The 24,305-nt window shown below is 63.6% G+C and carries 25 protein-coding genes and 1 other RNA gene; 12 read left to right on the top strand and 14 right to left on the bottom strand.

What is annotated here, in order from left to right:
• The first annotated feature begins 113 nt into the window (after window positions 1-113).
• Window positions 114-1,013 (top strand): dienelactone hydrolase family protein, encoded by a 900-nt coding sequence (locus FJ979_RS02760; protein ID WP_140579994.1) that lies wholly within the window; start codon window positions 114-116, stop codon window positions 1,011-1,013.
• A gap of 8 nt (window positions 1,014-1,021) precedes the next feature.
• Here FJ979_RS02760 and FJ979_RS02755 read toward each other — a convergent pair whose 3' ends face one another.
• Window positions 1,022-1,921: an EamA family transporter gene (locus tag FJ979_RS02755; RefSeq protein WP_140557565.1), complete on the bottom strand. Its 900-nt coding sequence runs from the start codon at window positions 1,919-1,921 to the stop codon at window positions 1,022-1,024.
• An 89-nt stretch (window positions 1,922-2,010) separates the two neighbouring features.
• Between FJ979_RS02755 and FJ979_RS02750 the strand changes: the two genes are divergently transcribed.
• On the top strand, window positions 2,011-2,490 hold the full coding sequence (locus FJ979_RS02750) for an Lrp/AsnC family transcriptional regulator (protein WP_140579993.1): 480 nt from the start codon (window positions 2,011-2,013) through the stop codon (window positions 2,488-2,490).
• Window positions 2,491-2,541: 51 nt separating this feature from the next.
• On the opposite strand, the gene FJ979_RS02745 is transcribed toward FJ979_RS02750, so the two are convergent.
• Complete coding sequence (locus FJ979_RS02745; protein WP_140495286.1) at window positions 2,542-2,739, bottom strand: hypothetical protein; 198 nt, start codon at window positions 2,737-2,739, stop codon at window positions 2,542-2,544.
• Window positions 2,740-2,886: 147 nt separating this feature from the next.
• On the bottom strand, window positions 2,887-3,372 hold the full coding sequence (locus tag FJ979_RS02740) for a thioesterase family protein (RefSeq protein WP_140495288.1): 486 nt from the start codon (window positions 3,370-3,372) through the stop codon (window positions 2,887-2,889).
• Window positions 3,373-3,587: 215 nt separating this feature from the next.
• Here FJ979_RS02740 and FJ979_RS02735 point away from each other — a divergent pair, with 215 nt between their 5' ends.
• Both FJ979_RS02735 and FJ979_RS02730 read left to right on the top strand, forming a co-directional pair.
• Entirely contained in the window at window positions 3,588-5,003 is a 1,416-nt protein-coding gene (locus FJ979_RS02735; RefSeq protein ID WP_140579992.1) for an FAD-linked oxidase C-terminal domain-containing protein, read from the top strand.
• Between the two features lie 99 nt (window positions 5,004-5,102).
• Window positions 5,103-5,624, top strand: coding sequence for a hypothetical protein (locus FJ979_RS02730; protein WP_140495292.1), 522 nt, complete (start codon window positions 5,103-5,105; stop codon window positions 5,622-5,624).
• Between the two features lie 112 nt (window positions 5,625-5,736).
• Here the strand turns inward: FJ979_RS02730 and FJ979_RS02725 are convergent, their stop codons facing one another.
• Entirely contained in the window at window positions 5,737-6,720 is a 984-nt protein-coding gene (locus FJ979_RS02725; RefSeq protein ID WP_140579991.1) for a Dyp-type peroxidase, read from the bottom strand.
• Between the two features lie 224 nt (window positions 6,721-6,944).
• Here FJ979_RS02725 and FJ979_RS02720 point away from each other — a divergent pair, with 224 nt between their 5' ends.
• Window positions 6,945-10,814, top strand: a complete 3,870-nt coding sequence (locus FJ979_RS02720; RefSeq protein WP_140579990.1) for an AsmA family protein — start codon at window positions 6,945-6,947, stop codon at window positions 10,812-10,814.
• A 60-nt stretch (window positions 10,815-10,874) separates the two neighbouring features.
• Here FJ979_RS02720 and FJ979_RS02715 read toward each other — a convergent pair whose 3' ends face one another.
• The 4 genes from FJ979_RS02715 to FJ979_RS02700 all read right to left on the bottom strand — a co-directional run bounded on the left by FJ979_RS02715 (window position 10,875) and on the right by FJ979_RS02700 (window position 13,099).
• A complete protein-coding gene (locus FJ979_RS02715) occupies window positions 10,875-11,762 on the bottom strand; it encodes a sigma-70 family RNA polymerase sigma factor (protein WP_140579989.1) in 888 nt (295 codons plus the stop codon).
• A gap of 33 nt (window positions 11,763-11,795) precedes the next feature.
• Window positions 11,796-12,101, bottom strand: coding sequence for a hypothetical protein (locus FJ979_RS02710; RefSeq protein ID WP_140495300.1), 306 nt, complete (start codon window positions 12,099-12,101; stop codon window positions 11,796-11,798).
• A 267-nt stretch (window positions 12,102-12,368) separates the two neighbouring features.
• Window positions 12,369-12,614 carry a DUF982 domain-containing protein gene (locus FJ979_RS02705; protein ID WP_140495302.1) on the bottom strand — a complete coding sequence of 82 codons (246 nt, stop codon included), beginning with the start codon at window positions 12,612-12,614 and terminating at the stop codon, window positions 12,369-12,371.
• Window positions 12,615-12,628: 14 nt separating this feature from the next.
• Complete coding sequence (locus FJ979_RS02700) at window positions 12,629-13,099, bottom strand: MarR family winged helix-turn-helix transcriptional regulator (protein ID WP_140516535.1); 471 nt, start codon at window positions 13,097-13,099, stop codon at window positions 12,629-12,631.
• 148 nt (window positions 13,100-13,247) lie between these two features.
• Between FJ979_RS02700 and FJ979_RS02695 the strand changes: the two genes are divergently transcribed.
• Window positions 13,248-15,041 (top strand): chloride channel protein, encoded by a 1,794-nt coding sequence (locus FJ979_RS02695; protein ID WP_140579988.1) that lies wholly within the window; start codon window positions 13,248-13,250, stop codon window positions 15,039-15,041.
• A gap of 12 nt (window positions 15,042-15,053) precedes the next feature.
• Here the strand turns inward: FJ979_RS02695 and FJ979_RS02690 are convergent, their stop codons facing one another.
• The 4 genes from FJ979_RS02690 to FJ979_RS02675 all read right to left on the bottom strand — a co-directional run bounded on the left by FJ979_RS02690 (window position 15,054) and on the right by FJ979_RS02675 (window position 16,867).
• Entirely contained in the window at window positions 15,054-15,275 is a 222-nt protein-coding gene (locus tag FJ979_RS02690) for a ribbon-helix-helix domain-containing protein (protein ID WP_140495308.1), read from the bottom strand.
• 7 nt (window positions 15,276-15,282) lie between these two features.
• Window positions 15,283-15,480, bottom strand: a complete 198-nt coding sequence (locus FJ979_RS02685; protein WP_140495310.1) for a DUF4169 family protein — start codon at window positions 15,478-15,480, stop codon at window positions 15,283-15,285.
• 18 nt (window positions 15,481-15,498) lie between these two features.
• On the bottom strand, window positions 15,499-16,032 hold the full coding sequence (locus tag FJ979_RS02680) for an SspB family protein (RefSeq protein ID WP_140579987.1): 534 nt from the start codon (window positions 16,030-16,032) through the stop codon (window positions 15,499-15,501).
• A 145-nt stretch (window positions 16,033-16,177) separates the two neighbouring features.
• Window positions 16,178-16,867 (bottom strand): TetR/AcrR family transcriptional regulator, encoded by a 690-nt coding sequence (locus FJ979_RS02675; protein WP_140495314.1) that lies wholly within the window; start codon window positions 16,865-16,867, stop codon window positions 16,178-16,180.
• Between the two features lie 186 nt (window positions 16,868-17,053).
• On the opposite strand from FJ979_RS02675, the gene FJ979_RS02670 reads away from it, so the two are divergent.
• Window positions 17,054-18,256, top strand: coding sequence for a multidrug effflux MFS transporter (locus tag FJ979_RS02670; RefSeq protein WP_140579986.1), 1,203 nt, complete (start codon window positions 17,054-17,056; stop codon window positions 18,254-18,256).
• Window positions 18,257-18,320: 64 nt separating this feature from the next.
• Here the strand turns inward: FJ979_RS02670 and FJ979_RS02665 are convergent, their stop codons facing one another.
• Entirely contained in the window at window positions 18,321-18,872 is a 552-nt protein-coding gene (locus FJ979_RS02665; RefSeq protein ID WP_140579985.1) for an AAA family ATPase, read from the bottom strand.
• Window positions 18,873-18,987: 115 nt separating this feature from the next.
• Window positions 18,988-19,348, bottom strand: a transfer-messenger RNA (tmRNA) gene (gene ssrA / locus FJ979_RS02660).
• A gap of 168 nt (window positions 19,349-19,516) precedes the next feature.
• Between ssrA and FJ979_RS02655 the strand changes: the two genes are divergently transcribed.
• The 5 genes from FJ979_RS02655 (at window position 19,517) to modC (ending at window position 24,281) form a co-directional block, all read left to right on the top strand.
• Entirely contained in the window at window positions 19,517-19,828 is a 312-nt protein-coding gene (locus tag FJ979_RS02655) for a DUF2853 family protein (RefSeq protein ID WP_140495320.1), read from the top strand.
• Window positions 19,829-20,130: 302 nt separating this feature from the next.
• Window positions 20,131-20,925, top strand: coding sequence for a thymidylate synthase (locus tag FJ979_RS02650; protein ID WP_140580061.1), 795 nt, complete (start codon window positions 20,131-20,133; stop codon window positions 20,923-20,925).
• A 732-nt stretch (window positions 20,926-21,657) separates the two neighbouring features.
• On the top strand, window positions 21,658-22,452 hold the full coding sequence (gene modA, locus FJ979_RS02645) for a molybdate ABC transporter substrate-binding protein (protein ID WP_140564223.1): 795 nt from the start codon (window positions 21,658-21,660) through the stop codon (window positions 22,450-22,452).
• 15 nt (window positions 22,453-22,467) lie between these two features.
• Window positions 22,468-23,172: a molybdate ABC transporter permease subunit gene (gene modB, locus FJ979_RS02640; protein ID WP_140495324.1), complete on the top strand. Its 705-nt coding sequence runs from the start codon at window positions 22,468-22,470 to the stop codon at window positions 23,170-23,172.
• Window positions 23,169-24,281 (top strand): molybdenum ABC transporter ATP-binding protein, encoded by a 1,113-nt coding sequence (modC, locus tag FJ979_RS02635; RefSeq protein ID WP_140579984.1) that lies wholly within the window; start codon window positions 23,169-23,171, stop codon window positions 24,279-24,281. The genes modB and modC overlap by 4 nt, the downstream gene beginning before the upstream one ends.
• The last annotated feature ends 24 nt before the right edge of the window (window positions 24,282-24,305 follow it).

Here is a 24,305-nt window from a genome sequence, read left to right as displayed (position 1 = left end):
GCCGACATTGCCGGCTGCGGCCGATGCTTGCCGCTGCGCTCATCCAGGCTGGACCGGGCCAGCCGCGCCCCTATGTAGCTCCGGTGTTGAAGCCTGAAGCCGAGGAATGCGCCATGACCAAAGCAGCCGCCACGAGACCCGCAAAGCCTGGGATCACCCAGGCGATGATCGACGCCTATGACGAATACACGCATCTGACACTCGATCGCCGCCGCTTCATGGAGCAGCTGACCCGGCTTGCCGGGTCAGGGGCGGCGGCCGCGGCGATCGCACCGATGCTGGCGGCGAATTCCGCCCAGGCGGCCATCGTCGCCGAGAACGATCCCCGCGTGAAAGGCCAGGACATCACCTATCCCGGCGCCGGCGGCGAGATGAAGGGCTATCTGGTCAAGCCGGCGGACCAGGCGGGCAAGCTCGGCACCGTCATCGTCATCCACGAAAACAGGGGGCTCAACCCGCATATACGCGACGTCGCCCGGCGCGTGGCACTGGAGGGGTTCGTGACGCTCGCTCCGGATTTCCTGTCGCCGCTCGGCGGCACGCCCGCCGACGAGGACAAGGCGCGCGACATGTTCACCAAGCTGGATCCGGCGCAGACCGTCGCCAATGGCGTCGCGACGGTGGCTTTCCTCAAGGCCGACAAGGACGGCAACGGCAAGGTCGGTGTCGTCGGTTTCTGCTGGGGCGGCGGCACGGCCAACATGCTCGCCGTCAACGCGCCTGATCTGGCGGCAAGTGTCGCCTATTACGGCATGCAGCCGAAGGCCGCGGACGTTTCCAAGATAAAGGCGGCGCTGCTGCTGCACTATGCCGGATTGGACGAACGGACCAATGCCGGCATCGACGCCTTCAAGAAGGAACTCGATGCCGCGCATGTCGAATACACGGTCTATGTCTATGAAGGCGCCAATCACGCCTTCAACAATGACACTTCGGCAGCGCGCTATGACAAGAAGGCGGCTGATCTCGCCTGGGGCCGGACCGTCGCCTTCCTGAAGGAGAAACTGGCTTAGCGGAGGATCTACTGCGTGCTCGCAGGCCTATGCAAGGCGACGCCGGCCACCACCAGCGCAATACCGATGCAGTCGCTGATGCCGGGGATCTGGCGCAGCACGAGGATGCCGATCAGCGTCGCGGTGACCGGCAGCAGCGACAGCATCAGCGCGAAGCTCGACCGCGGCAGCCGCGCCATGGCGAGCTGGTCGCAGATATAGGGGATGACCGAGGAGCAGATGCCGACGCCGATGGCCGCCAGCAGCAGCGGCGCGGAGAAAAAGGCGGGCAACGCGTCGGTGAGGCCGATCGGCAGCACGACCAGGAAGGCCACGGCCATGGCGGCGCCGAGCCCGGCAATGCCGCCGCCGGCGCCTGAAGCGGCGACGCGGTGGCCAAGCACGATATAGCCCACAAACAGCGCGCCGTTGAGGAAGGCCCAGAACAGGCCGATGGGATCGCTGGACCATTTGACGTCGATCAGCAGCAAGGTGCCGGCCACGGCGACGGCAAGGGCAGCGAGATTGCGCGCGCTTCGGAGACCGACCAGCGCGACGCCGATGGTGCCGACGAATTCGATCGCGGCCACCAGCGAAATCGGCAGGCGGTCGAGCGCCAGATAGAAGGAGCAGTTCATCACTGCCAGACAGGCGCCGAAGGCGAGCAGCAGCAGCCGTGTCGACCAATCGGCCTGGGCGAAGGTTCGCCACGGACGCGTCAGCGGCGCGAAAATCAACGCGGCGGTGGCGATGCGCAGCCAGGCCATGCCCAGCACGCCGATCTGCGCAAACAAAAGCACGGCGACGGCAGGGCCGAGATAGTGGAACACGGCGCTGACGCAGAACCACACATGCGGCGGCAGCGATGTCGCCAGGCTGGTGAAGGCCGCACCTGCGGGCGTGGTTTGGACTTGCGTCCGATCGTTCATCGGATCAGTATCGCAGGTATTTTTTCCGTCTGATATGGGTAGTGGTCGTTCAGGGACCTCGGTCGCTTTCCGGATGCAAGGAGTTTTTGATGAAGCGCCTTCGAAACGAAAATCTCGACCTCGACGCGGTCGATCTGAAGATACTGCGCCTGCTGGAAAAAGATGCGCGCGCCAGCACGGCCGAGCTGGCGCGCGCCGTCGGCCTGTCGGCGCCGAGCGTGTCCGAGCGCATCAAGCAGCTTCAGGAGAGCGGCGTCATCGAAGCCTATTGCGTGCGGATCAATCCGGCGGCGCTTGGCCTGAACCTGTCGGCATGGCTGCGCATCAGACCGGTGCCGGGGCAGCTCGCCGTCGTGGCCGAGATCATCCGCGACCTACCCGAGATCGCGCAATGCGACCGGGTAACCGGCGAGGACTGTTTCATCGCGCTGGCGCATGTCGGCTCGGTGGCCGAGCTCGAACGGGTGATCGACCGTATCATTCCCTACGCGATGACCAACACGGCGATCATCCAGTCTTCGCCGGTGGCGGCGCGCTCGCCGCTGGCGGCGATCAGGCGACAGGGTTGAGGTCAAACCCCTGGAATGTCGTCAACGGAAGTGGCCGCTCTACCCGCAGCGTCAGGCGTGGCCGCGCTTCATGCGGGCCTGCTTAAGGATGACGCGCCAGCGGATCATGTCGAAGGGGATCGGCTCATTGTTGTTGGCGATGTGGAAGATCTCGTTGTTGACGTTCTTCAGCGAGCGCCAGAAATCATAGTCGGTAATGCGCGGATCGGCGGCGAGCCTGTCCACCTCGACTTTGATATCGGTTTTCATGCACGTCCCCCGAATCGGCTATGCCCCGCCGCCCGTGTCGCTACTTCGATGCGGATCGTTTTCGAACGGCCCGCTGAGTCGCGCAACGGTCCAATCGGCTTGTTCCCGTTAAAACCTCGGTAAGGTTAACGCGGGCCCCGAGCTGGTTCAAGCCGTCTTGCGTTTGATGCCGATCGAGCGGCCGGCGCGCTCGGGCATCGGCAAGGCTGCGTGGGCGGCGCGCATCGCTTCGATCTTGGCCAGCACGTCGGCGGGAAAGGGGGCTACCTTGGGGCCGGACATGTCGACATGCAGTGCAAGCTGCTCGGACGTCGCGGCGAGCCAGCCGTCGGCATGGCGGATTTCCTGGTAGAACCGCAGCCGCTTCTCGTCATGGTCGATGAGCTGGAAGGAAACTGTGACCTTGTGGTCGAGATGCAGTTCCTGCACGTAGCAGACATGGACTTCGGCGGTGTAGATGGTGAGGCGGCGGTTCTTGACATAGTCCAGCCCCATGCCCATCGCCTCAAAGGCTTCATCCGAACAGCGGTCGAACAGGACGTTGTAGTAGGCCATGTTGAGATGGCCGTTATAATCGATCCAGTCCTTCTCGATAGCCATTGGCTGAGAAACAAAAGGGGCGGGGATCGGCATGGCAACTTCCTTGTTCTGGTGCTGGACAGAGCGTGGTTGTAAGAGCGGTTCATCGTTTCACGGAAACGTCGGACCGCCTCTTTGATACAATTCCCCAGGGAAAGCGCTAGGCGCTTTTCCGGGGAAAACCGCTTCACACTTTTCCTGGAATTGCGTTAGGCATCATCCATAAATGCATGACAAGCATGGACACTGGTCCATTCGCGGAGGAATTCATGGCCCTGAGCGACCTCAATCCGGTCGAGCGCAACGAAGAAGGCATCGCCGCCGTGCTCGGCATCCTCAAGCAACGGTTTGGCGAGCGCTTTCAGACCGGCCAGGCGGTTCGCTCCCAGCATGCGCATACGACAACCTACATCCCGACGCAGGCACCGGACGGCGTCGTCTTCCCGGAAACGACCGCCGAGGTACAGGAGATCGTGCGCGCCTGCGCCGCGCACCGCGTGCCGGTGATCGCCTTCGGCGTCGGCTCCTCGCTCGAAGGCCACACCAACGCGCCGGGCGGCGGCATCTCGGTCGACACTTCCCGGATGAACCGGATCCTATCGGTCAATCCGCAGGATCTCGACTGCACGGTCGAGCCCGGGGTGACTCGCGAGGATCTCAACCGGCATCTGCGCGACACCGGCCTGTTTTTTCCAATCGATCCCGGCGCCAATGCCTCGCTGGGCGGCATGGCGGCGACACGGGCCTCAGGCACTAACGCGGTGCGCTACGGCACGATGCGCGAGAACGTGCTGTCGCTGACGGCCGTCATGGCAGATGGCGAGGCGATGACCACCGGCAAGCGGGCAAAAAAGAGCTCGGCCGGCTACGACCTGACACGGCTGCTGGTCGGCTCGGAAGGCACGCTCGGCATCATCACCTCGCTGACCTTGAGGCTGCAAGGGATTCCGCAGGCGATTTCCGGTGGTGTCTGCCCGTTTCCGAGCGTCGAAGCGGCTTGCAACGCCGTCATCGCGACGATCCAGATGGGCATTCCGGTGGCGCGCATCGAACTGGTCAACGCGCTGCAGATGCGGGCGATGAAGACATATTCCAAGCTCGACTATCCCGAAAGCCCGTGCCTGTTCGTCGAATTCCATGGCAGTGATGCCGGCGTTGCCGAGCAGGCCGAGACCTTCGGCATGATCGCCGAGGAGAATGGCGGCGGACCGTTCCTGTGGACCAGTGTCGCCGAGGAGCGCACCAAACTTTGGAAGGCCAGACATGACGCCTATTGGTCGTCGCTGACGCTGCGGCCAGGCGCCAAGGGCCTGTCGACCGACGTCTGCGTTCCGATCTCGCGTTTTGCCGAATGCGTCACCGAAACCGAGGCCGACATCGCCGAAATGGGGCTTGTCGCGCCGATCGTCGGCCATGCCGGCGACGGCAATTTCCACGTGCTGGTGCTGATGGACGTGGACGACCCGAAGGAAATCGCGCTGTCGGAGAAATTCGTGGCGCGGCTCAACATGCGGGCCATCGCCATGGAGGGCACCTGCACCGGCGAGCACGGCATCGGCCAGGGCAAGATCGGCTTCCTGCGCCATGAGCTCGGCCACGGCGTCGACATCATGCGCACGATCAAGCAGGCGCTCGATCCGCTCGATATCATGAACCCGGGCAAGATCCTGCCGGCTGCCGAGTAGACTCCGTCATCGGCTCGTCTTGACCCCACCTCCAATCGGGCCGAGACTCCGTGTGCTGAAGGCCCAGAAGACGGGCAACCCAAGCGGAGGAGTGGTGTCATGGCGATTTCACGCAAGGAAGAAGCGCGCGCGCTGAGTGCCGACGAACACGAGCTGGTGGAAAAATCGCACCATCCGGCGGTCCAGGACCTTTCCGACGCCGATCTGTCCGGCCTCGTCAAACGCCTTCGGGAGCGGCGCGACAAGGCGCAGACCGAGGCGCATCGACGCCGGCGCGAAATCCGGGGCAAGGGCACACCGAAAGGGGCTGTCGCTTCAAAGGCCGATGGCGGCTCTCAGTTGAAGCTTGCGATGCTGGCGACGGCCATGCGGCGGTTGAATGGCGAGGCCGAACGGCGCCGCCAGTTGACGGCGCGCGTCTCATTGGTCGACAGCGCGCGCAAGGCGCTGGCCCTGAAGCAGAAAGCGCCGACGGATGGTCCAGCGTTCAACGCGCGCACTGCGCACAAGGGCATGCGAGCGGTGGCAAACCAGAGGACGCCGAATCTGGTTCGGCCGGCTGAGCTCGGCCGACAACGCAAAGCGGCCAAGGTGGCGCAGGCAAAGCGCGACGCGCGTTGAATTCGCACTGATGACGCCGATGATCGCGTGCTGATCTCCGCAGCACGCCGAAGCACGACAAACGCTTCTCCGCCGGCACGTGGTCGACAGGCCGCTTTGCTGTGTGCGTCGTTTACCGAGTGGCCAACTTCTCTGGCGCTGCTTCGGCAAGCACCTGCAGCATCGGCCGTGTAGGTGCGAAGAATGTCGTGCCGGTGTGAGGGGTGGAGAAATCAAGCAGCCGGTCGTAAGCGCCGGGCGGGTCGCCGATATACATGCGCTGCAGCATCTTCTCGATCACCCAGAGATACCTCGAATAGCCGATGAAGTAAGTGCCGAATTCCCGTTGCCCCGGCCGGCCGAACGGCATGTTGTCGCGCAATATGTCATGTTCGGTGCCGTCGGCATCCTCGATGGTGGCGAGCGACTTGTGCGATTTGCGCGGCGCTTCGTCATCGTCGATTTCGATGTTGTCGATCTTGGTTCGGCCGATGATCGCCTCCTGCACCGGCGTGGGGATTCGCGCCCACGCCTGGAGCTCGTGCAGGTATTTTTGAACGACGACATAGCTGCCGCCGGCAAAATCGGGATCTTCGTCGCCAACGAGCGCCGAGGCGGGCAGATCGAGGCCGGTGGGGTTGGCTGTGCCGTCGACGAAACCGAGCAGGTCGCGGGCATCGAAATAACGGAAGCCCGAGACTTCGTCGGCGACGGTCACGCCGGGACCAAGCCTGTCCAGCAGGATACGCTCGAACTCGAAGCACATGTCGGGCCGCTCGGAGCGGATATGGAAGAGAAGGTCGCCCGGCGTGGTGGGCGCGGCGTGAACCGCTCCCTTGATCGGCGCGAACCGCTTCAACTCCGCCGGCCGCCGGCCGGGGCTGAGCCGGTTCCATAGATCGTGGCCGATGCCGGCGATGCAGGACAGGCGGCCGCCGAGGTCGCGGAACCCGACAGTCTTGACCATGTCGTCAAGGTCGCCGAGCACGGAACAAACCCTTGCGAGAACCGGCTGTTCATCGGCTATGGTGACGACAAGGAAAATCGCTGATTGCGAAAGCGGCGCGTCGACGCTCTGCGCATCGATCGGCACACGGTCCCAGTTCTTCCCCGACATCCCCAATTCTCCGCTTTTCCAGGATTGTTTCAGACGATCCCGGATCGGAAAACGCCGCGACCGAAACAGGGCGAGGACGCCCAAAGCAAGGTATCGCGATCAAGAGCGACCGCGCAACATCGAACGCCGTCCATGGTTGTCGCCGACGACGATCGAATTGCCTCTTTATCGACACGCGGATGCAGGTAGAGTGCGGCTGATTTCAACCAAACCGTTCGGAACTGATGCTCGCACGCCTGTTCGTGATCTTTGGTGGCCTGTTCGTGCTGGTGCTGTGCGCGGCGCTGGTGGGGCCGTATTTTGTCGACTGGTCCGGCTATCGGGCGCAGTTCGAGCGCGAAGCGAGCGCCATTCTCGGCCGCAAGGTGACCGTGCAGGGCGACGCCACGGCGCGCTTGTTGCCGTTTCCGTCGGTAACCTTCTCCAATGTCGCCGTTGCCGGCGGCCCCGCCGGCCAGCCGGCGATGACCGTCGAGACGTTTTCGATGGATGCGGAACTGGCGCCGTTCCTGCGTGGCGAGGTGCTGATTTTCGACATGCGGCTGGTGCGGCCGAAAGCGACGATCGACATCGCCGCCAATGGTACCGTCGACTGGGCGATGCGGCCGTCCTCGCCCTTCAATCTCAACCAGATCTCGATCGAGAAGCTGACGGTGACGGAAGGGCAAATCGAGTTGCGTCATGCCGCCGGCGGACGCAGCCACACCATGTCCGAGATCAATTCGACCATTTCGGCCAAATCGCTGGCGGGCCCGTGGCGCATGGATGGCACGTTGAGGTTCGACGGCCTGCGCACGACGGTTGCCGCCACGACCGGCAAGGCCGAAGCCAACGGCCAGATGCGGTTTCGGCTCAAGGCCGATCCCGACGCGTATCCGCTGGTCATCGAAACCGACGGCAACGCCGGCATCGTCAACGGTGCCGCCATCTACTCCGGACAGTTCAAGATTTCCGGCGCCGATAAGAACTCAGCCCAGTTGCGGGGCACCGATGGCGAGACGGTGAAGGTCGGCACCGGCAAGTCCAATCCCGGCTTTCGGGTTAACGGCAAGTTCGCGCTCGATCACCAGAAGCTCGGCATCGATGAATTCCGCTTCGAGACCGGACCCCTCGACAATCCCTATACCGCCGACGGCAAGGCCTCGATCGATCTCGGCCAGAAGCCGAGCTTCGCCATCGAGGCCAATGGCGCGCAGGTGCAGTTCGACGAGGCCGTGGGTGCGGCAGGCGCCGGCCTGACACTGGATCAGCGCATTGCCGGACTGGAACAGGCCTTGCTCGACCTGCCCAAGCCGACTATTCCCGGAACGGTCGAGGTCAGGTTGCCGGCCGTGGTGGCCGGTGACACCACGGTTCGCGACGTTCATCTTTCCGCCGAGCCGGTCGATGGCGGCTGGTCGGTGAAATCGCTCGCCGCGACACTGCCCGGCCGCGCCACGCTGGAGGCCGACGGCCTGCTCAGCGTCGAGAACCATTTCGGCTTCACCGGTTCGCTGCTGCTGGCGGTGGCGCAGCCTTCCGGCTTCGCTGCCTGGTTGTCCAAGGACGTCGACGAGGCGATCCGGCGTCTGCCCGCCGCCGGCTTCCGGGCTAAAGTCGATCTCTCCGAAAAGCGCCAGGCCTTCAGCGATCTCGAACTGGTCCTGGGCAAAGCGATGTTTTCCGGCCGCATCGATTCCAGCCAGCCCGACGACGCCAGGCCCTCGGTGCTGATGCGGCTGGAAGGCGGCGATCTCGATGTCGACGGGCTAGCGGCCTTCGCTTCGATCTTCATCAGCGACAAGGGCGCCAACCGATTTGCCGACCGCGACCTCGATTTCCAGATCAAGGCGGGACCGGTCAGTGCCGGAGGCTTGACCGCCGACACGGTCGACACCGCGCTCAGGCTGCGCGACGGGCTGCTTGAGATCGACCGACTGTCGGTGGGCGGGCTGGCCGGCGCGTCGATCAGCGCCACAGGCCGGATCAAGGATTTTCCGGCGAGCCCGACCGGCAAGCTTGACGCCTCCGTGGTCGCCGTCGACCTGAAGCCGCTGATAGACGTGGCGGCGCAACACTATGCCGACAACGCCGTGCTCAAGGGACTGGCTAGCCGCGCCGCAGCCTATCCCGACCTGTTCCAGGATTCGCGCGTCGATCTTGTGGTGAGTGCTGCCGACAATGGCGACGGCACAACAGGGCTTGCTGTGAGCGGGCAAGGCAAGGCCGGCGGATCGTCCTTTTCCGCCTCGCTGTCGGGGAAGGGAGCGGTCGACAAGCTTCTTGAAGCGCCTGTGGCGCTGACCTTCAATGCCAGGAACCCCGACGCCACAGCGCTGCTGGCACTTTACGGCTTGCCGGCACTGCCGCTCGGCATGCTCGGCGAGGCAAGCACCGACATCCAGGCCAAGGGCACGCTGGGCGGCGGCCTGGCGACGAGCTTCAGCCTTGCCGGCAACGACTTCAACGCCGGTTTCGACGGCACCGTAGCCGACACGCCGCAAGGTCCGGTCGCGAAGGGCAAGGTCAGCCTCGATGCGGCCGACATCGAGCCCTGGCTGATGACATCGGGCATAGGTTTGCCAGGCATGGGGACAGGCACGTCGACGTCGCTCACCGCGCAGGCCGATTACGGCAACGGCCTACTGGTGCTCTCCGGCCTCAACGCCGCCATCAACGAAGCTGCGGTGTCGGGTGACGTGAACATCGACATCAAGGAGGGGATTGACGGCAAGGATGGCGCGCCGCATCTGGCCGGCTCGCTGGCGCTCGACGAACTCGATCTCGACCCGATGGCGGTGGCGCTGTTCGGCGATTCCGCGTTCACGGACAAGAGCGGAGACAATAAAGGCGGTGTGTGGCCGTCGGCCCCTTTCAGCCAGAAATCCAGCCTTCCATTCACGGCCGATCTCGACTTGACCACGGCTTCCCTTGCCGCAGGGCCATTCGCGACCGCCTATGACGCGGCCTTGTCGCTGAAGCTCGACCGGGAAGGCATCCGCGTGTCCGATCTCAAGGCGAAATTCCTTGGCGGTGCGCTGACAGGCCTGTTCGAATTGAAAAACAATGACGGCACTGGGCTTTTCACCGGCCAGATGAAGCTCGCGGGCGCCGATTTGCCAGCCGTGCTGCCGGATGCCGGCATCGACGGCAAGGGGGATGTCTCGGCGGCGTTTTCGACAAGCGGCAAATCGGTCGACGCGATGATTGCCGCTCTGTCGGGTTCGGGCACGGCGGCGCTGAAGGGCATCACGGTCGCCGGCGTCAATCCGGATGCGTTCAGCACCTTCCTCGCCAAGGCCGACGCGATCGGCCGCGATATCGATGCAGCCAAGACAGCCGGCTTCGCCCCTGCTATCGCGGCAGATGGCAGTTTCGCGGCAAAGGATACCGACATCGCCTTCACCATTGCAGGTGGCACGCTACGGGCGCCGCCGATCAGCCTCGAAAATCCTTCGGCGACCTTGTCCGCCGACATCACGGCGGACCTCAATGCCGATACGGTCTCCGCCAAGGGCGCGGTCACCTACCGGCCCGGCGACGAAGCGCTCGTCGGTTCCGAACCGGCGATGAATTTCAGCGTCGAGGGGCCGTTCGGCGCCGTCAAACGGCAGTTCGACAGCGAACCGCTGGCGCAGTTCCTGACCCAGCGCGCGCTCGAGAAGGAGCAGCAGCGGGTCGAGGCGATGCAGGCCGCGTTGCTGGAGAAGCAGCGGCTGCGGCGCGAGGTGCGCTACTACGCTGCGTTGCAGGACCAGCGCGACAAGGCGGCCGAGGAGCAGCGACAGCAGGAGGAGGCGGCGCGGCTGAAGGCCGAGGCCGACGCCAAGGCGAAAGCCGAGGCGGAAGCTCAGGCGCGGGCCGAAGCAGAGGCCAGGGCCAAGGCGGATGCCGAGGCAAAGGCCAAAGCCGAGGCGGATGCCAAGGCAAAGGCCGAGGAGGCGATGCGGACCGCCTCGCAGGAGAAGGCAAGGCTGGAAGCAGAGCGCAAGGGCGCCGAGCAGGCGCCGAACCCGGAACCGGCGGCACCGCCGGTGGCCAATGACAATCCGCCTCCGGCCAAACCGCAGTTCAATCCGTCTACGATCGACAATTTGCTGAAGTCTTTGCAGTAGGGCAGTAGGGCAGTAGGGCAGTAGGCAGTAGGCAGTAGGCAGGGGATTTCCCTCGATCGTTCAAATAACGAGCAGTTCGGCGCTGTCGGCGACGTAGCGGGCGTGACGAAAATCGCGGATGGCGGCAAGCTTGCCCTCCTGCCAGACAAGCAGGATGAAATAGGCTGGTCGCGCAGCCGGATCGTTGCCGTCGTGAACGAGGACCACCGGCCTGTCCTCGACGAATCCCGGCACGAAACGCCAATCGCGGAGGCGGGAATAGTTGTGGAAATAGGTGGCCACTTCCCTGGGTCCGGTAAACCGCGTCCTGGCCACCAGCTCCAGGCGAACTTCATCGGCGAGCATGTCGCGCACGGCGTCGAAATCACGGGCGTTGAAGCGATCGATATAGGCTTCGAGCAACAGGCGTTCGGAGACGCCCAACCTGGGAACCGGCCCATCCTCGGGCTCGGCGGCGAGCTGGCGCAAGCGGCCGCGGCCACGATGCAGCGCCGCCTTGACGGCCGGGACGCTGGTGTCCAGCGCGGCGCTGATCTCTTGCAGCGAATAACCCAGAACGTCCATCATGATGACGCTGCTGCGCTGCGCGACGGGCAGGCGCATGAAGGTGTGCAGGCCGGCGGCAGCGGCCTGACGGTCGAAGGTGGCGTTGGCCGGGTCGACGATCATGTCCGGATCCTCATCGGAAAAGGCCTTTTCGCGGGCTCGCCGGCGCAGAAAGTCGAGTGCCGTGTTGTGCGCGATGCGGAACAGCCAGCCCTCCGGATTTGCGATCTGGCCGGCGTTCGGCAAAGCCTCGAACGCCTTGGCCAGCGCTTCCTGCAACACGTCCTCGCCGTCGAAGACGGAACCCGTCATGCGCGCGCAATAGCGGTGCAGCTTTGGGCGCAAGTCCCCAAGCAGGCGTTCGATGAGCGCGCGGTGCCCGCCAGGAATGAGGATGTTCATACGCCCGCCGTTCTCCACATCGCTTGACCGCGCCTAGTGGTCCAGCATCCGGTAACTGCCCACTACCGTCATCGCCTCGCGATGCGGAGGCTCGATGCAGCGATCCCTGATGCCGTTCTGAAAAGTCGCGAATGCCGCTAGCCCCGGAAGGGTGCCGGCCTGCTCCTCGGTTGCCGCCTCGACCAGATGGAAGAAGGTACCGTCGCCGGACCGCCATGTCATGTAGCGAAACCCTTCGGGCGATTTATCCCGCAATTCCTGGAACACGGCCTTGACCAGCCGCTCGTTCTCGTCGACCAGCTCCGGTTTGGTCCTGTAACGTATCAAATGGTGTTTCATCTTGTCTGTTCCTTTGCCGGCCCTGCACCTTGCAGGTCGCTCATGTCCGAGACGAAGCGGCGGAGCCAAAGGATTCGGGGTTTCCGGAATTTTTTTATGCGGCCCCTTATGTCCCATCTTCCCGATGGTAGCCGGGCTTCGCAAAAGTTGAATGGACGACGGCGCGTTGCTGACGGCTGTCGCGATCTCATCGTGCGCTCACCGTCGATCGAGGACGGTATGTCGGGCCTGTGGTTGGGCCAACAACGCCCAGGACATGCGCGGCAGTTATTCGACCAGAATGCGCGCTTCCCTCGCGGCTTCGACAAAAGCATCCCTGGCGGTATCGGCCGATACGCCGCCGTTCATGGCCTGTCGGCACGCCCGCAGCGCAGCCTTATGCTTGATGCTTCCCGCATCGCGCCAGTGATTGGTAAGAAGGTCGAGAGCTTGTTCGGCATTGGACAGATTTCGAACGTCGCCAGTAACGCCTGTGGAAACCGGGACTGCCTTGGAAAACCAGATGTTGTACATGGCATAGCCTCCATTCAGCTAGGTTGCGAAACTTGTCTCTGGAGCGTGTCGCGGTCCTTTCGGGCGAGCACGCTCCTCAGCATGGGTTCGATGCGCGAAAGCTCGTCGAGATGCACGGCCGACAAGTCGGCGAGGCAGGCATCGGCCCGCTCGGTCAGTTGCAGCAGCACCTTGCGCTGGTCGTCCTTGTCCTGATCCCTGACGATCAGCCCGGCCTCGCACAGGCGGTTGACCAGTTCGACGGCGCTATGATGACGGATGCGCAAGCGTTCGGCGAGGTCGCCGATGGCTACCGGGCCTCCGCCCGGAAAACCCTTGATGGCGAGCAGTGCCTGATGCTGGCGCGATGTCAGACCGGCGTCTTCGGCCTGTAGCTGGCTGAATTCCAGGAAGCGGCGGATCAGATAGCGGAACTCCGACAGCCGCTGGTAGTCGGCCTGGCTGATGGCGGGGCGGGGTTTTTGCGGATGCGACATATCAGACATGTGTTGTCATTCCAGCCAAAGCTCAAACGATTTCGGGCCAAGTCCGCTTGAATATTTATATCGTATTACGATACATAGCCGCCGGCAAAGCCGTTTTGACGGTTTGCCGATCCTCCAACAGCGACACGCCACGGAAAGCAGGCAGGCAATGAAGACCGAACAGGGCAGTCCCGGACATCTGCGCGATTTCACCACCGACGCCAGGGTGTTGCTGATCGCTGGCATCGCGGTGGTGGTGGCGACGGCCGCGCTGTTTGCCGGCATCATCCTGCTGAAATTGATCCGGCTCGCCACCAACGTCGCCTATTTCGGTCAATTCACGCTCGCCGATCTGAGGCTGGAGGACACGCCGCTTGGCTATGCCGCCGTCGCCGTGCCGGTGATCGGCGCACTCATTATCGGCCTGATGGCGCGCTACGGCAGCGAGAAAATCCGTGGCCACGGCATTCCAGAAGCGATCGAAGCGATCCTGCTCGGGCGCTCGCGACTGGACGCCAAGGTCGCAGTGCTGAAGCCGCTGTCGTCGGCGATCTCGATCGGCTCCGGTGGACCGTTCGGCGCCGAGGGCCCAATCATCATGACCGGCGGCGCCATCGGCTCGCTGATCGCGCAGATGCTGCCGGTCAGCGACAATGAGCGCAAGACGCTGCTGGTGGCGGGCGCCGCCGCGGGCATGACCACCGTGTTCGGAACGCCGATCGCCGCCATCATGCTGGCGGTGGAGCTGCTTCTGTTCGAATGGACGCCGCGCAGCTTCATTCCGGTGGCGGTGGCTGCCATCGTGGCGGAGGTCGAGCGCACCATGCTGCACATGCCGGGACCGATCTTTCCGTTTCAGGGCGGCATGGCGATTTCCTTTGCCGGTCTTGGCGGTTGGGTCCTGATCGGTATTGCGGCCGGCCTCCTGTCTGCCTTGCTGACGCAGATGGTCTATGCCTGCGAGGACGGTTTCCAGAAACTGCCGATCCACTGGATGTGGTGGCCGATGCTCGGCGGCCTCGTCGTCGGCATTGGCGGCCTGATCGAGCCGCAGGCGCTCGGCGTCGGCTACGACAACATATCCAACATGCTGGACGGCCGCACGATTGCGACGGCAGCACTCCTGTTGTTGGTGGTGAAAGCGGTCATCTGGTCGGTGGCGCTGGGCTCGGGAACGTCGGGCGGCGTGCTGGCGCCACTGCTGATCATGGGCGGCGCGATGGGCGCGGTGCTCGCCGGCTTCCTGCCGGCGGCCGATCCCGGCTTCTGGGCGCTGCTGGCGATGGCGGCGACCATGGGCGGCACGATGCGCGCGCCGCTGACGGCGACCTTCTTCGCGGTCGAATTGACCGGCAACACGCATGTGCTGGTGCCGCTGATCGCGGCCTGCGCCGCCGCCCATGCGGTGACGGTGCTTTTGATGAAACGTTCCATCCTGACCGAGAAGATCGCCAGGCGAGGGCATCATCTGGTGCGCGAATACCGGGTCGATCCGTTCGCGCTGACCAGGGTGCACGAAGTGATGACCACGCAGGTCCAGAGCGTGCCGGCGACGATGACGCTGCATGGCGCAGCGGCATTCCTGACTGCGCCGGAGACGCGTCATCCGAGCTTCCCGGTCATTGACGGCAACAGGCAGGTGCTCGGCCTCATCGATCCACCGGCGATTCTGCGCTGGCGGCGTGCCGGCAAGCACCGGACGACGACGCTCGGCGACTTGCTGGCCGGCAGCAAGGTGACGCTTGCCTATCCCGATGAATATCTGGAAGGCCTGTCGGACAAGCTCCTGACGGCCAACGTGTCGCATCTGCCGGTCGTGGCACGCGACGACGGAACGCTGGTCGGTTACGTCGGCTGGAAGGACCTGATGCGCGTCAGATCCAGGAAGCAGGCGGAAGAGCGCGATCGCACGGCCCTCCTGGGGTTCGGCACCCGCCGCGGGAAACAGGAAGGCACTGCCTGACGGAGCCAGGCGTCAGGCGCGGCCGCGCTTCGCCCAGGCCAGTACATGGATCCGGAGCGCCGAGGACAGATTGGTGTCACGCGGCCGGTTTTCGTCGACTTCCGCGACCAGCGCGGCAAGGGTCAGATTGCGCGCGGCGGCGATGGCGACAAGGTCGTCAAAAAACGGCTTTTCGAGCGAATAGCTGGTGCGGTGGCCACGGATCGTCACCGAGCGTTTTTCGACCGGGCTCACCTGGAGCTCATTTGGGGTCCGGATCGGGCGACGGTTGACGCCGATGGCCCGCGACGAAGAACTCGGCCTTTTCGGCAACCAGGCGGTCGCGTTCCTTCTCTGCCCCGGAGCGGCCGTACAGGGCGCGGTTCTGGCTGGCAGTGCGTTCCTTCTCCAGCCTTGCCTTCTGCTTGCGAGCCTGGCGCAGATTGACGATGTCGGCCATGACGCGCGACCCGAAGGCTTATTTCTTGCGGAAGGCGTCGAGCGAGACGACTTCGGCGCCCTTGGCGGCATCGGCATCGGCCGCCTTCTTCGAGGGTTCGGCGGCCTTCTTCTCCGCCTTCGGCTTTTTCTCGGAGACGATGGCGAGCGGTTCGGACGCCGGCTGGGAAGCTGGTTCGTCATCTGACTGGCCTTCGGTCTTGACGTCGAATTCGAGTTCGAAGTTAACCGACGGATCGTAGAAGCCGCGCACCGCCGAGAACGGGATTTCGAGTTTTTCCGGCACGTCCGAGAAGGAGAGCCCGACCTCGAAACCGGTCTCGGTGACCTTCAGGTCCCAATACTGGAACTGGATGACGATGGTCATCTGCTCCGGATAGCGCTCGCGCAGCCGCGAAGACACGCGCACGCCCGGCGCGCCGGTCAGGAAGGTGATGAAGAAATGATGGTTGCCGGGGAGGCCGGTGCGCGCGACCTCGGCCAGGACCTTGCGCATGACGCCGCGCAACGCCTCCTGGGCCAGAATGTCATAGCGGATGTGGTCGTCGGCCATGTGGCGGTCGGGTTCCGTTGAATCGTCCGCATAGCTGTAATCAAGCTTGAGCGCGGCGTAAACCGCATATAGACCGCCGCCGCGAGGAAGCGAGGACGATTGCCGAGATTTGATCGCGGAAGCCGGCTTGCGTCACCCGCAAATGTCACGCGTTGGCAAGCGCGGCGTGTTTCTTGACGCTGGTCGGGGAGGGGCGCTTGCCGAAAGCGCGCAGGAAGGTGCGCACGCCATTTGTCGCCGATTGCACGACCTCGTCCTCGGCCGGGGTGCCGCCGAGCATGAAGGTCGTCTGCAATTCAGCATTGACGAGGCCGAGGAACTGCCGCGCCGCGACGTCGGGGTCGTCGATCGCGAGGTAACCGCCATAGGCAAGGCGGGCGAAGCGGGCGGCGATTGCCGGCCAGGTCCGCCCCGGGCCCTGTTCGCGCCATTCGGCGAACAATTCAGGGTAGCGTTCGCCTTCGGTCTGGATCAGCTTGCGCAGGAATTTTCCGTCGCGGTTGCAGATGCAGTTCTGGTTCAGGCGCACGGCAAAGCCGATCAGATCCGCTTCCAGATCCCTCGGCTGGTCCGGGAACGTGGCGATGGTGGCGAAGATGCCGGCATTGCAGCGCTCGGTGAGATCGCGGACTACGGCGATGAAGAGCTTTTCCTTGTCGCCATGGTGGTTGTAGACGGTCTGGCGCGAGACACCCGCCTCGGCGGCGATCAGGTCGATATTGGCGCCGGCAAAGCCCTCGCGGCAGAACACGGAAGCGGCGGCGTCGACCACCGAGATGCGCTTGGCCTCGTGGCTGCGTGGCGGGAAACTGTCAGGAGAAACACCCGGTCTCATGAAAATCTATATAGAGGTGATTGACGATTTAGACAAGACTGTCTAAATTTGTGGACACGCTATAAGGGGTTCACCTCTGGACAGGCGAACAATTCGCTCTCGGAGAGTCGGAATCCCACGGGATCGAACGTCCTGGGGTCAGACGTCGCCTTGCGGCGGCAACCAGATTCGAAAGAAGCCAACATCATGAGTCCCAAATTCCTCCGCATCGCGGTCGTGCTCGGCCTGTTGTCCGCCATCGGGCCCTTCGCCATCGATATGTATCTGCCCGCATTGCCCTCGATCGGCGCGGATCTCAACGCCGGCACCGCAGCCGTGCAGATGAGCCTTTTGATCTTCTTCCTGTCGATGGGCTTCGGCCAGATCGTCGTCGGGCCGATCTCCGATATGGTCGGACGCAAGCTGCCGCTCTATGGCGGTCTTGCGCTGTTCATGGTCGGCGGCGTCGGTTCGGCATTGGCGCCGACGATCGAATGGCTGATCGCCTTCCGTTTCCTGCAGGGCCTTGGCGCCAGCGCCGGCATGGCCATTCCGCGCGCGATCGTGCGCGACCTGCACACTGGCAACGAAGCCGCCAAGCTGATGTCGTTGCTGATGCTGGTGTTCTCGGTATCGCCGATCCTGGCGCCGCTGACCGGCAGCCAGATCATCGAGAGTTTCGGTTGGCGCGCCGTGTTCTGGACCGTTACGGCCGCAGCGGTGCTAGCAACCATCCTGCTCGCGACCTCGCTCAAGGAGACGCGGCCGGCTGAAGAACGCGCCGGTTCTTCCTTTGGCACCGCCCTTTCAGGCTACCGTTTCCTGATGGGGGACCGCAATTTCCTCGGCCTGGTGGCGATCGCGGGCTTCGGCATTGCGAGCTTCTTCGTCTATCTGTCGAGCTCGTCCTTCATCCTGATCGACCATTACGGCCTGTCGCCTTCGGTCTATAGCGTGTTCTTCTCGATCAATGCCGTCGCCTTCATCGGCATGTCGCAGCTCACCGGCCTGCTTTCCGAGCGTTTCGGGCTCAAGCGGGTGGTGTGGGTGGCGGTGACCGGCTACGCCACGACGATGGTGGCACTGTTCGCTGTCATGGCTTCCGGTGTGGACCGGCTGGATGTGATGGCGGCGCTGCTGTTCGTCGGCTATGGCTTTCTCGGCCTGGTCATTCCGACCACCTCGGTATTGGCCATGGAGGAGCATGGCGAGATCGCCGGCACGGCTTCGGCGCTGATGGGCACGCTGCACTTCGCCATCGGTGCGCTCGCCATGGGTGTCGCCGGCATCTTCTTCGATGGCACACCGTTGCCGATGGTCGCCGGTATCACGCTCTGCGCGGTGATCTCCTTCACGTTGGCCAAGATCACCCTCGGCCGTTCGCGCGCGGTTGAAGCGCCGGCGGAGTAGGCAATCGCCAATAAATTGAAAGAGGCTGGGAAATTGAAAGAGGCCGGGCCGATCCCGGCCTTTTTCATGCCAATCCCGTTTCGTCCAGCATGAAGCGCAGCCGTGTCTCGACAGGCGCCAGGGGCAGCCGTACCAGTTCATAACCGAGTTCGGCATAGACGCCGACCAGCGCGTGACAGGTACGCTCGGCTTCGTCGAGCGTTTGCTTGCGCTCTTCATCCTGCGTGAAGATTTCGGGCCAGGGCGGGGCAACGAAGACACGAGGGTTGTAGCGGCAACGCTTCGCTGCGATGCCGACGTGATCGGGAACCGGCAGGCCGCAGAGGCGGAGATAGCCCAGCGTGTCGGGCACGCCACGATCGAAGAAGACCGGTCCTTCCTGTTCGATCGCAGCTCGGTAGGAGCGCATCTCCCACGACAGCATCAACTCGGCAAACAATGCGCGATCGCTCCACGGCAAGGCGGGGCCGCCAATGGCGGACTGGTCGCGAATGATGCCGCGTCCGGCCTCGACCGAGGTGGCGAACCCTGCACGGCGCAAGGCTTCGATCAGGGTGGTCTTGCCGGAGCCCGGACCGCCTGTCAGCACGAAGAATCGGTCGGAATTGTTTTGCATTCTTTGCCCATGGCGAAGGAGGCACGCGGCTCCACTGCGTCGCCTCCCATGGGCCGAGCGAAGTCTGGCCGGCGCGAGCCTGCCGTTGCGCGTGATGCAGATGAAAAAGGGGAGAAGTGGAGGTTTCTGTTGCCAGGTACCTCCGAACCCCGCCTAGAAGTGCGAACCCCTAGGGCTTGATTTGAAGCTATCGCACTGCATTAAGCAGCGAGACGTGCTTCCGCATAGTTGTCGTTGGCAACTATAAGTTTAGCCCGATGACGGTGGTACAATGCCGGGCAAAAGTACGATCTTTACACCTTCGTCGATCCTATTTCGCCCCCAGCAAAAGCCGCTCCGTCTTCCAGAGCGGTTTTTGGTGGAGGCGCCGGGTACCGCCCCCGGGTCCGAACGGCTTATTTCATCGCCAGTTTATCGCCATAGTCGGTCAAGCCGACGAAGCGAATATAAGGGTCCGTCGCCAGAAATGAAAGACCGCAATGGTGCTTTGTCCCTGTGTCAAAATGCGACGCGGCAGGGTTGACTTGGGAACGGTCTCAACCGAAGCTTTGCCGCGGTGAGGAGTTACCGACCGAGCGCACGAGTTGCGGAGCGCGCCACAGCCCTCATCGATCGGATCCGTGGCGCCGACGAGGGGAATTTTGATGGCCGACTATCTTGCAGACGTGAAGAAATACGACGCCGCGGCAAGTGCCGAAATTGTCGAGAAGATCGTCAAGCATCTGGGCATCGCGCTCAGGAACCGCGATTCCTCGCTGGTGTCCTGTACCGATCCCAAAGAACTCGAGCGCGTCCGGGAAAACTGGGTCGGCAAGAAGCTCGGCGTCGCCGATGCGGCGAAGGCAGATGCTGCGATCGAGAAGACCTGCAAGGCGATGGCCGCAGACAACACCAAGAATCGGGTAACTTTTTACTACCTCGTTGCCAAGGACCTGGGAAAGCTCGGTTCGCTCTGAGAATTCCGTGCTCGCGCGGCTGCTGAAGCGCGCCGCTGGTTTGTAACGGGCACGGCTTGTGCTGCCCCTCATCTGGCTGCCGCCATCTTCTCCCCGTATAGAGACGGGGAGAGGAATGCTGTCACCGATGGTTTCGCCAATTGCCGGCGTTGCAAGACGGACACCGAGGCTGCGGCCAGTTTGCTTGGATGTCGGCGCAGACGCCGAACAGTGATGAGGCAAGCGTCGCCTGCGCCGTTTTGATGTGTTCGGCCGCCTGTCTAGCAGCTATAATGCTCGCACAATCGAATCGAGCCGGACCGATGCGCCAGTATCTCGACCTTCTGCAGCACGTGCTGGATCATGGCGCCGACCGCGGCGACCGCACGGGCACGGGCACGCGCTCCGTGTTCGGCTACCAGATGCGCTTCGATCTGGCGCGCGGCTTTCCCGTCACCACCACCAAGAAGCTGCACCTGAAATCGATCATTCATGAGCTTTTGTGGTTCCTGGCCGGCGAAACCAATATCAAATATCTGACCGACCATGGCGTTTCCATCTGGGACGAATGGGCTGACGAGAATGGCGACCTTGGTCCCGTCTATGGCAAGCAGTGGCGTTCCTGGCCGGACGGCCATGGCGGGTCGATCGATCAGATAACCAATCTTGTGAAAGAGATACGCCGCAATCCTCAATCGCGGCGGCTGATCGTTTCGGCCTGGAATCCGGCCGAGGTGGAGGCGATGGCGTTGCCGCCATGCCATTGCCTGTTCCAGTTCTACGTCTCGGAAGGCCGGCTTTCCTGCCAGCTTTACCAGCGTTCCGGCGACATCTTCCTCGGCGTGCCGTTCAACATCGCCTCCTACGCCCTGCTGACGCTGATGGTGGCGCAGGTGACCGGCCTGAAGCCCGGTGATTTCGTCCATACGCTCGGTGACGCGCATCTTTATTCGAATCATTTCGAGCAGGCGCGCGAGCAGCTGCGGCGCACGCCAAGAACGCTGCCGACCATGTGGATCAACCCTGAAGTGAAGAATCTCTTCGCCTTCCGCTTCGAGGATTTCCGGCTGGAAAACTATGTCGCCGACGCGACGATCAAGGCGCCGATCGCGGTCTGAACCGCCGGCGCAGTCGTTGCCGACCTGATGTCTCGAGGCCGTGGCGATGGTGGTGCCTCGCCGGTACGTCGTTTTGATATCTTTTCGACAAGATCGGTCGACCTTACCCTCAGGCCAGGAGATTTCCGGGGGAGGCGTCCATGCGACTGTCAGCAGCGGTATTTGCGCTCGTCTTTGTCTTCGCTTTCAATGCCCACGCATTTGCCGAGTGCGGGTGTGAATGCATCAACAACAGCATGAAGCCGTTCTGCGACGATCCAGCTGCGAAGCTGCCAAACTGTCCCCGCGCGACTTGCAAGCCCGCTGACGCAGAGGGGAATGACCTTCCCGCAAGCACCATATCAAGCGAGACGCGGTATGTCTGCAAAGTGCGGATGGTGAAGACGCCGGAAGGCTCGTTTCGACACACACTTATCTGCATTTAGACATTGTCTCGCCTCTCCCAATAGATCACGGCGGCGACAGCTATGTCGCCCAAAAGTGACCGCGGTTTTGGGGGAACGACGCGCTTTAGAAGATTTCAGCCTTGGTTCCGTCGAGGGCAACGGGCGCCGATTTTCTTGTGACGTCTTCGTCTGCCTTTCGCTGTATCCGTGCTGGTCTATCGCAGGTCGCGATGACGCCGCGCATTCAATGGCGACGCTGGGCGAAAAACCTTTCCTTGTTATATTCATCCGGATATATCGGATGGCAGGCTTCGAGCAGGCCGAATGTCAACTCAGGGAGAGTTTCATGACGCGCAACGGTTTTGCAGTGGCGGCGGTCGCCATTGGTGGCTTCGCGGCGGCGTGGACGGCAGCAGTGCCGGCGGCGCGCGCGCAAGACGAGGTCGTGGTGTTTGCGGCCGCCAGCCTCAAGGACGCGCTCGACGCGGTCAACAAGGCCTGCGCGGCAGATGTCGGCGAAGCGGCGACCATCTCCTACGCGGCGAGTTCGGCGCTCGCCAAGCAGATCGAAAGCGGCGCGCCGGCGGACGTCTTCATCTCGGCCGATCTCGACTGGATGAAGTATCTTTCCGACAGGAAGCTGACCAAGCCCGATACCGAAGTGAAGCTGCTCGGCAACCAGATCGTGCTGGTGGCGCCGAAGGATTCGGGCGTTGAAGCCAAGATCGAAAAGGGTTTTGATCTGGCCAAGCTGGTCGGCGACGGCAAGCTCGCCATGGGCGACCTCAAGGCTGTGCCGGCTGGCAAATACGGCAAGGCCGCGCTTGAATCGCTCGGCGTCTGGTCCTCGGTCGAGGGCAAGGTGGCGCAGGCCGAGAATGTGCGTGCGGCACTCAAGCTGGTCTCGACGGGCGAAGCGGCTCTCGGCATCGTCTATGCCACGGACGCGCATGCCGAAAAGGGCGTCAAGGTGGTTGGTGTTTTCCCCGAGGATTCACATCCGCCGATCATCTATCCGGTTGCCCAAACGGCTGATTCGAAGGACAAGGACACGCCTGCCTTCCTGAAGTGCCTGCGGACGGCAAAGGCATCGGATCTATTCAAGGAGCAGGGTTTCACGGTCCTTGCGCCCGTCAACTAGGATAGCCACCTGCGCATGAACTGGCTGCTGGACCTCACTCCCGACGAATGGAATGCGGTCCGGCTGTCCATCAAGGTGGCGACAGTGGCGATGATCGCCAGCCTGCCGCCGGGCATAGCGATAGCGCTGCTCCTGGCGCGCGGCCGCTTCTGGGGCAAGACGCTGCTCAACGGGCTGGTGCATCTGCCGCTGATCCTGCCGCCCGTGGTGACCGGCTATCTCCTGCTTCTGACCTTCGGCAAGCGCGGGCCGGCCGGCGCATTCCTGGCCGAGCATTTCGGCATCGTTTTTTCCTTTCGCTGGACGGGTGCGGCTCTTGCCTGCGGCGTCATGGGTTTTCCGCTGATGGTGCGGGCGATCCGATTGTCGATCGAGGCCGTCGACCGCAAGATGGAGGCGGCGGCCGGAACGCTCGGCGCCAGCCCGCCATGGGTGTTCGGCACCATCACCTTGCCGCTGATCTTGCCTGGGCTGATCGCCGGCGCCATCCTCTCCTTCGCCAAGGCGATGGGCGAGTTCGGGGCGACGATCACCTTCGTCTCCAACATCCCGAACGAGACGCAGACGCTGCCGTCGGCAATCTACACGTTCACCCAGGTGCCGGGCGGCGATGCCGGCGCGCTTCGGCTGACGCTGATCTCGATCGTCATCTCGATGGCCGCCCTGGTGGCCTCGGAAGTGCTGGCGCGGCGCGTCGGCCGGCGGATGGACATCGAATGACGGTCGTTGTCGACATCCGCCATCGGCTCGGCGATTTCCCGCTCGACATCCGCTTCGAGAGCGCCGGGCGGCTGACGGCGCTGTTCGGGCCCTCTGGCTCGGGCAAGACGACGCTGATCAATATGATTGCCGGGTTGATCCGGCCCGATCAGGGACGCATCGAGATCGATGGGCGTGTGCTGGTCGACACCGCCAAGGGCATTTTCGTGCCGAAGCACAGGCGCCGGATCGGCATGGTGTTCCAGGACGCGCGTCTGTTTCCGCATCTGAGCGTGGCGAGCAATTTGCGCTACGGCCGCTGGTTCACGCCGGCGGCGGAGCGTTATGCCGAGATCGACGCCGTCGTCGAATTGCTCGGCATCGAGCCGCTGCTGGCGCGGCGGCCGGCAAAGCTCTCGGGCGGCGAGAGGCAGCGCGTCGCGATCGGCCGGGCGCTGCTCGCCAGCCCCCGGCTGTTGCTGATGGACGAGCCGCTGGCCTCGCTTGACGAGGCGCGCAAGGCCGAAATCCTGCCCTATGTCGAGCGCCTGCGCGACGAGACCAAGATCCCGATCGTCTATGTCAGCCATTCGATCGCCGAGGTGGCGCGGCTGGCGAGCGACGTGGTGATGCTGGCGCGAGGCAAGCTTGCCGCCAGCGGCCCGACCACGGCTGTCATGCAAAGGCCGGACCTTCTGCCGGCGGAGGAGCGCGGCGAGGGCGGCGCGGTGCTGGACACCAGCGTACTGCAGCATGACGAGGTTTTCGGCATGACGGTGCTTGGCTCGAACGCCGGCGAGATACGTGTGCCCAAGCTGGCGGCGACGGTGGGCGCGCCGGTGCGCATACGCATCCGCGCGCGCGACGTCATGATCGCCACCGAACGGCCGTCTCGTCTCAGCGCGCTCAACATCCTGGCCGGCACGATCGTCGCGATCAGACCGGGCGAGGGGCCGACGGTCGAGATCGGTATCGACTGCAACGGCGCGACCGTGCTGGCACGGGTCACCGAACAGTCGCGGCAGGTTCTGAAGCTGCGGCTCGGCGGACAGGTCTTCGCCGTGATCAAGACGGTGAGTTTCGACCAGGCAAACACCGGGGGCGGGCTCCCCGCGGAGGCGGACGGCTGAGACGGCGAGCGGGTCTCTGCGCTA

The sequence above is a fragment of the Mesorhizobium sp. B1-1-6 genome, assembly GCF_006443035.1.
Taxonomy (GTDB): Bacteria; Pseudomonadota; Alphaproteobacteria; order Rhizobiales; family Rhizobiaceae; genus Mesorhizobium.
This window is presented reverse-complemented; position numbering and strand designations above follow the sequence as displayed.

Excerpts from the sequence above, each read along its gene's own strand:
- FJ979_RS02760 (WP_140579994.1), top strand. The coding sequence starts at position 114 with ATGACCAAAGCAGCCGCCACGAGACCCGCAAAGCCTGGGATCACCCAG.
- FJ979_RS02755 (WP_140557565.1), bottom strand. The coding sequence starts at position 1,921 with ATGAACGATCGGACGCAAGTCCAAACCACGCCCGCAGGTGCGGCCTTC.
- FJ979_RS02750 (WP_140579993.1), top strand. The coding sequence starts at position 2,011 with ATGAAGCGCCTTCGAAACGAAAATCTCGACCTCGACGCGGTCGATCTG.
- FJ979_RS02745 (WP_140495286.1), bottom strand. The coding sequence starts at position 2,739 with ATGAAAACCGATATCAAAGTCGAGGTGGACAGGCTCGCCGCCGATCCG.
- FJ979_RS02740 (WP_140495288.1), bottom strand. The coding sequence starts at position 3,372 with ATGCCGATCCCCGCCCCTTTTGTTTCTCAGCCAATGGCTATCGAGAAG.
- FJ979_RS02735 (WP_140579992.1), top strand. The coding sequence starts at position 3,588 with ATGGCCCTGAGCGACCTCAATCCGGTCGAGCGCAACGAAGAAGGCATC.
- FJ979_RS02730 (WP_140495292.1), top strand. The coding sequence starts at position 5,103 with ATGGCGATTTCACGCAAGGAAGAAGCGCGCGCGCTGAGTGCCGACGAA.
- FJ979_RS02725 (WP_140579991.1), bottom strand. The coding sequence starts at position 6,720 with ATGTCGGGGAAGAACTGGGACCGTGTGCCGATCGATGCGCAGAGCGTC.
- FJ979_RS02720 (WP_140579990.1), top strand. The coding sequence starts at position 6,945 with ATGCTCGCACGCCTGTTCGTGATCTTTGGTGGCCTGTTCGTGCTGGTG.
- FJ979_RS02715 (WP_140579989.1), bottom strand. The coding sequence starts at position 11,762 with ATGAACATCCTCATTCCTGGCGGGCACCGCGCGCTCATCGAACGCCTG.
- FJ979_RS02710 (WP_140495300.1), bottom strand. The coding sequence starts at position 12,101 with ATGAAACACCATTTGATACGTTACAGGACCAAACCGGAGCTGGTCGAC.
- FJ979_RS02705 (WP_140495302.1), bottom strand. The coding sequence starts at position 12,614 with ATGTACAACATCTGGTTTTCCAAGGCAGTCCCGGTTTCCACAGGCGTT.
- FJ979_RS02700 (WP_140516535.1), bottom strand. The coding sequence starts at position 13,099 with ATGTCTGATATGTCGCATCCGCAAAAACCCCGCCCCGCCATCAGCCAG.
- FJ979_RS02695 (WP_140579988.1), top strand. The coding sequence starts at position 13,248 with ATGAAGACCGAACAGGGCAGTCCCGGACATCTGCGCGATTTCACCACC.
- FJ979_RS02685 (WP_140495310.1), bottom strand. The coding sequence starts at position 15,480 with ATGGCCGACATCGTCAATCTGCGCCAGGCTCGCAAGCAGAAGGCAAGG.
- FJ979_RS02680 (WP_140579987.1), bottom strand. The coding sequence starts at position 16,032 with ATGGCCGACGACCACATCCGCTATGACATTCTGGCCCAGGAGGCGTTG.
- FJ979_RS02675 (WP_140495314.1), bottom strand. The coding sequence starts at position 16,867 with ATGAGACCGGGTGTTTCTCCTGACAGTTTCCCGCCACGCAGCCACGAG.
- FJ979_RS02670 (WP_140579986.1), top strand. The coding sequence starts at position 17,054 with ATGAGTCCCAAATTCCTCCGCATCGCGGTCGTGCTCGGCCTGTTGTCC.
- FJ979_RS02665 (WP_140579985.1), bottom strand. The coding sequence starts at position 18,872 with ATGCAAAACAATTCCGACCGATTCTTCGTGCTGACAGGCGGTCCGGGC.
- FJ979_RS02655 (WP_140495320.1), top strand. The coding sequence starts at position 19,517 with ATGGCCGACTATCTTGCAGACGTGAAGAAATACGACGCCGCGGCAAGT.
- FJ979_RS02650 (WP_140580061.1), top strand. The coding sequence starts at position 20,131 with ATGCGCCAGTATCTCGACCTTCTGCAGCACGTGCTGGATCATGGCGCC.
- modA (WP_140564223.1), top strand. The coding sequence starts at position 21,658 with ATGACGCGCAACGGTTTTGCAGTGGCGGCGGTCGCCATTGGTGGCTTC.
- modB (WP_140495324.1), top strand. The coding sequence starts at position 22,468 with ATGAACTGGCTGCTGGACCTCACTCCCGACGAATGGAATGCGGTCCGG.
- modC (WP_140579984.1), top strand. The coding sequence starts at position 23,169 with ATGACGGTCGTTGTCGACATCCGCCATCGGCTCGGCGATTTCCCGCTC.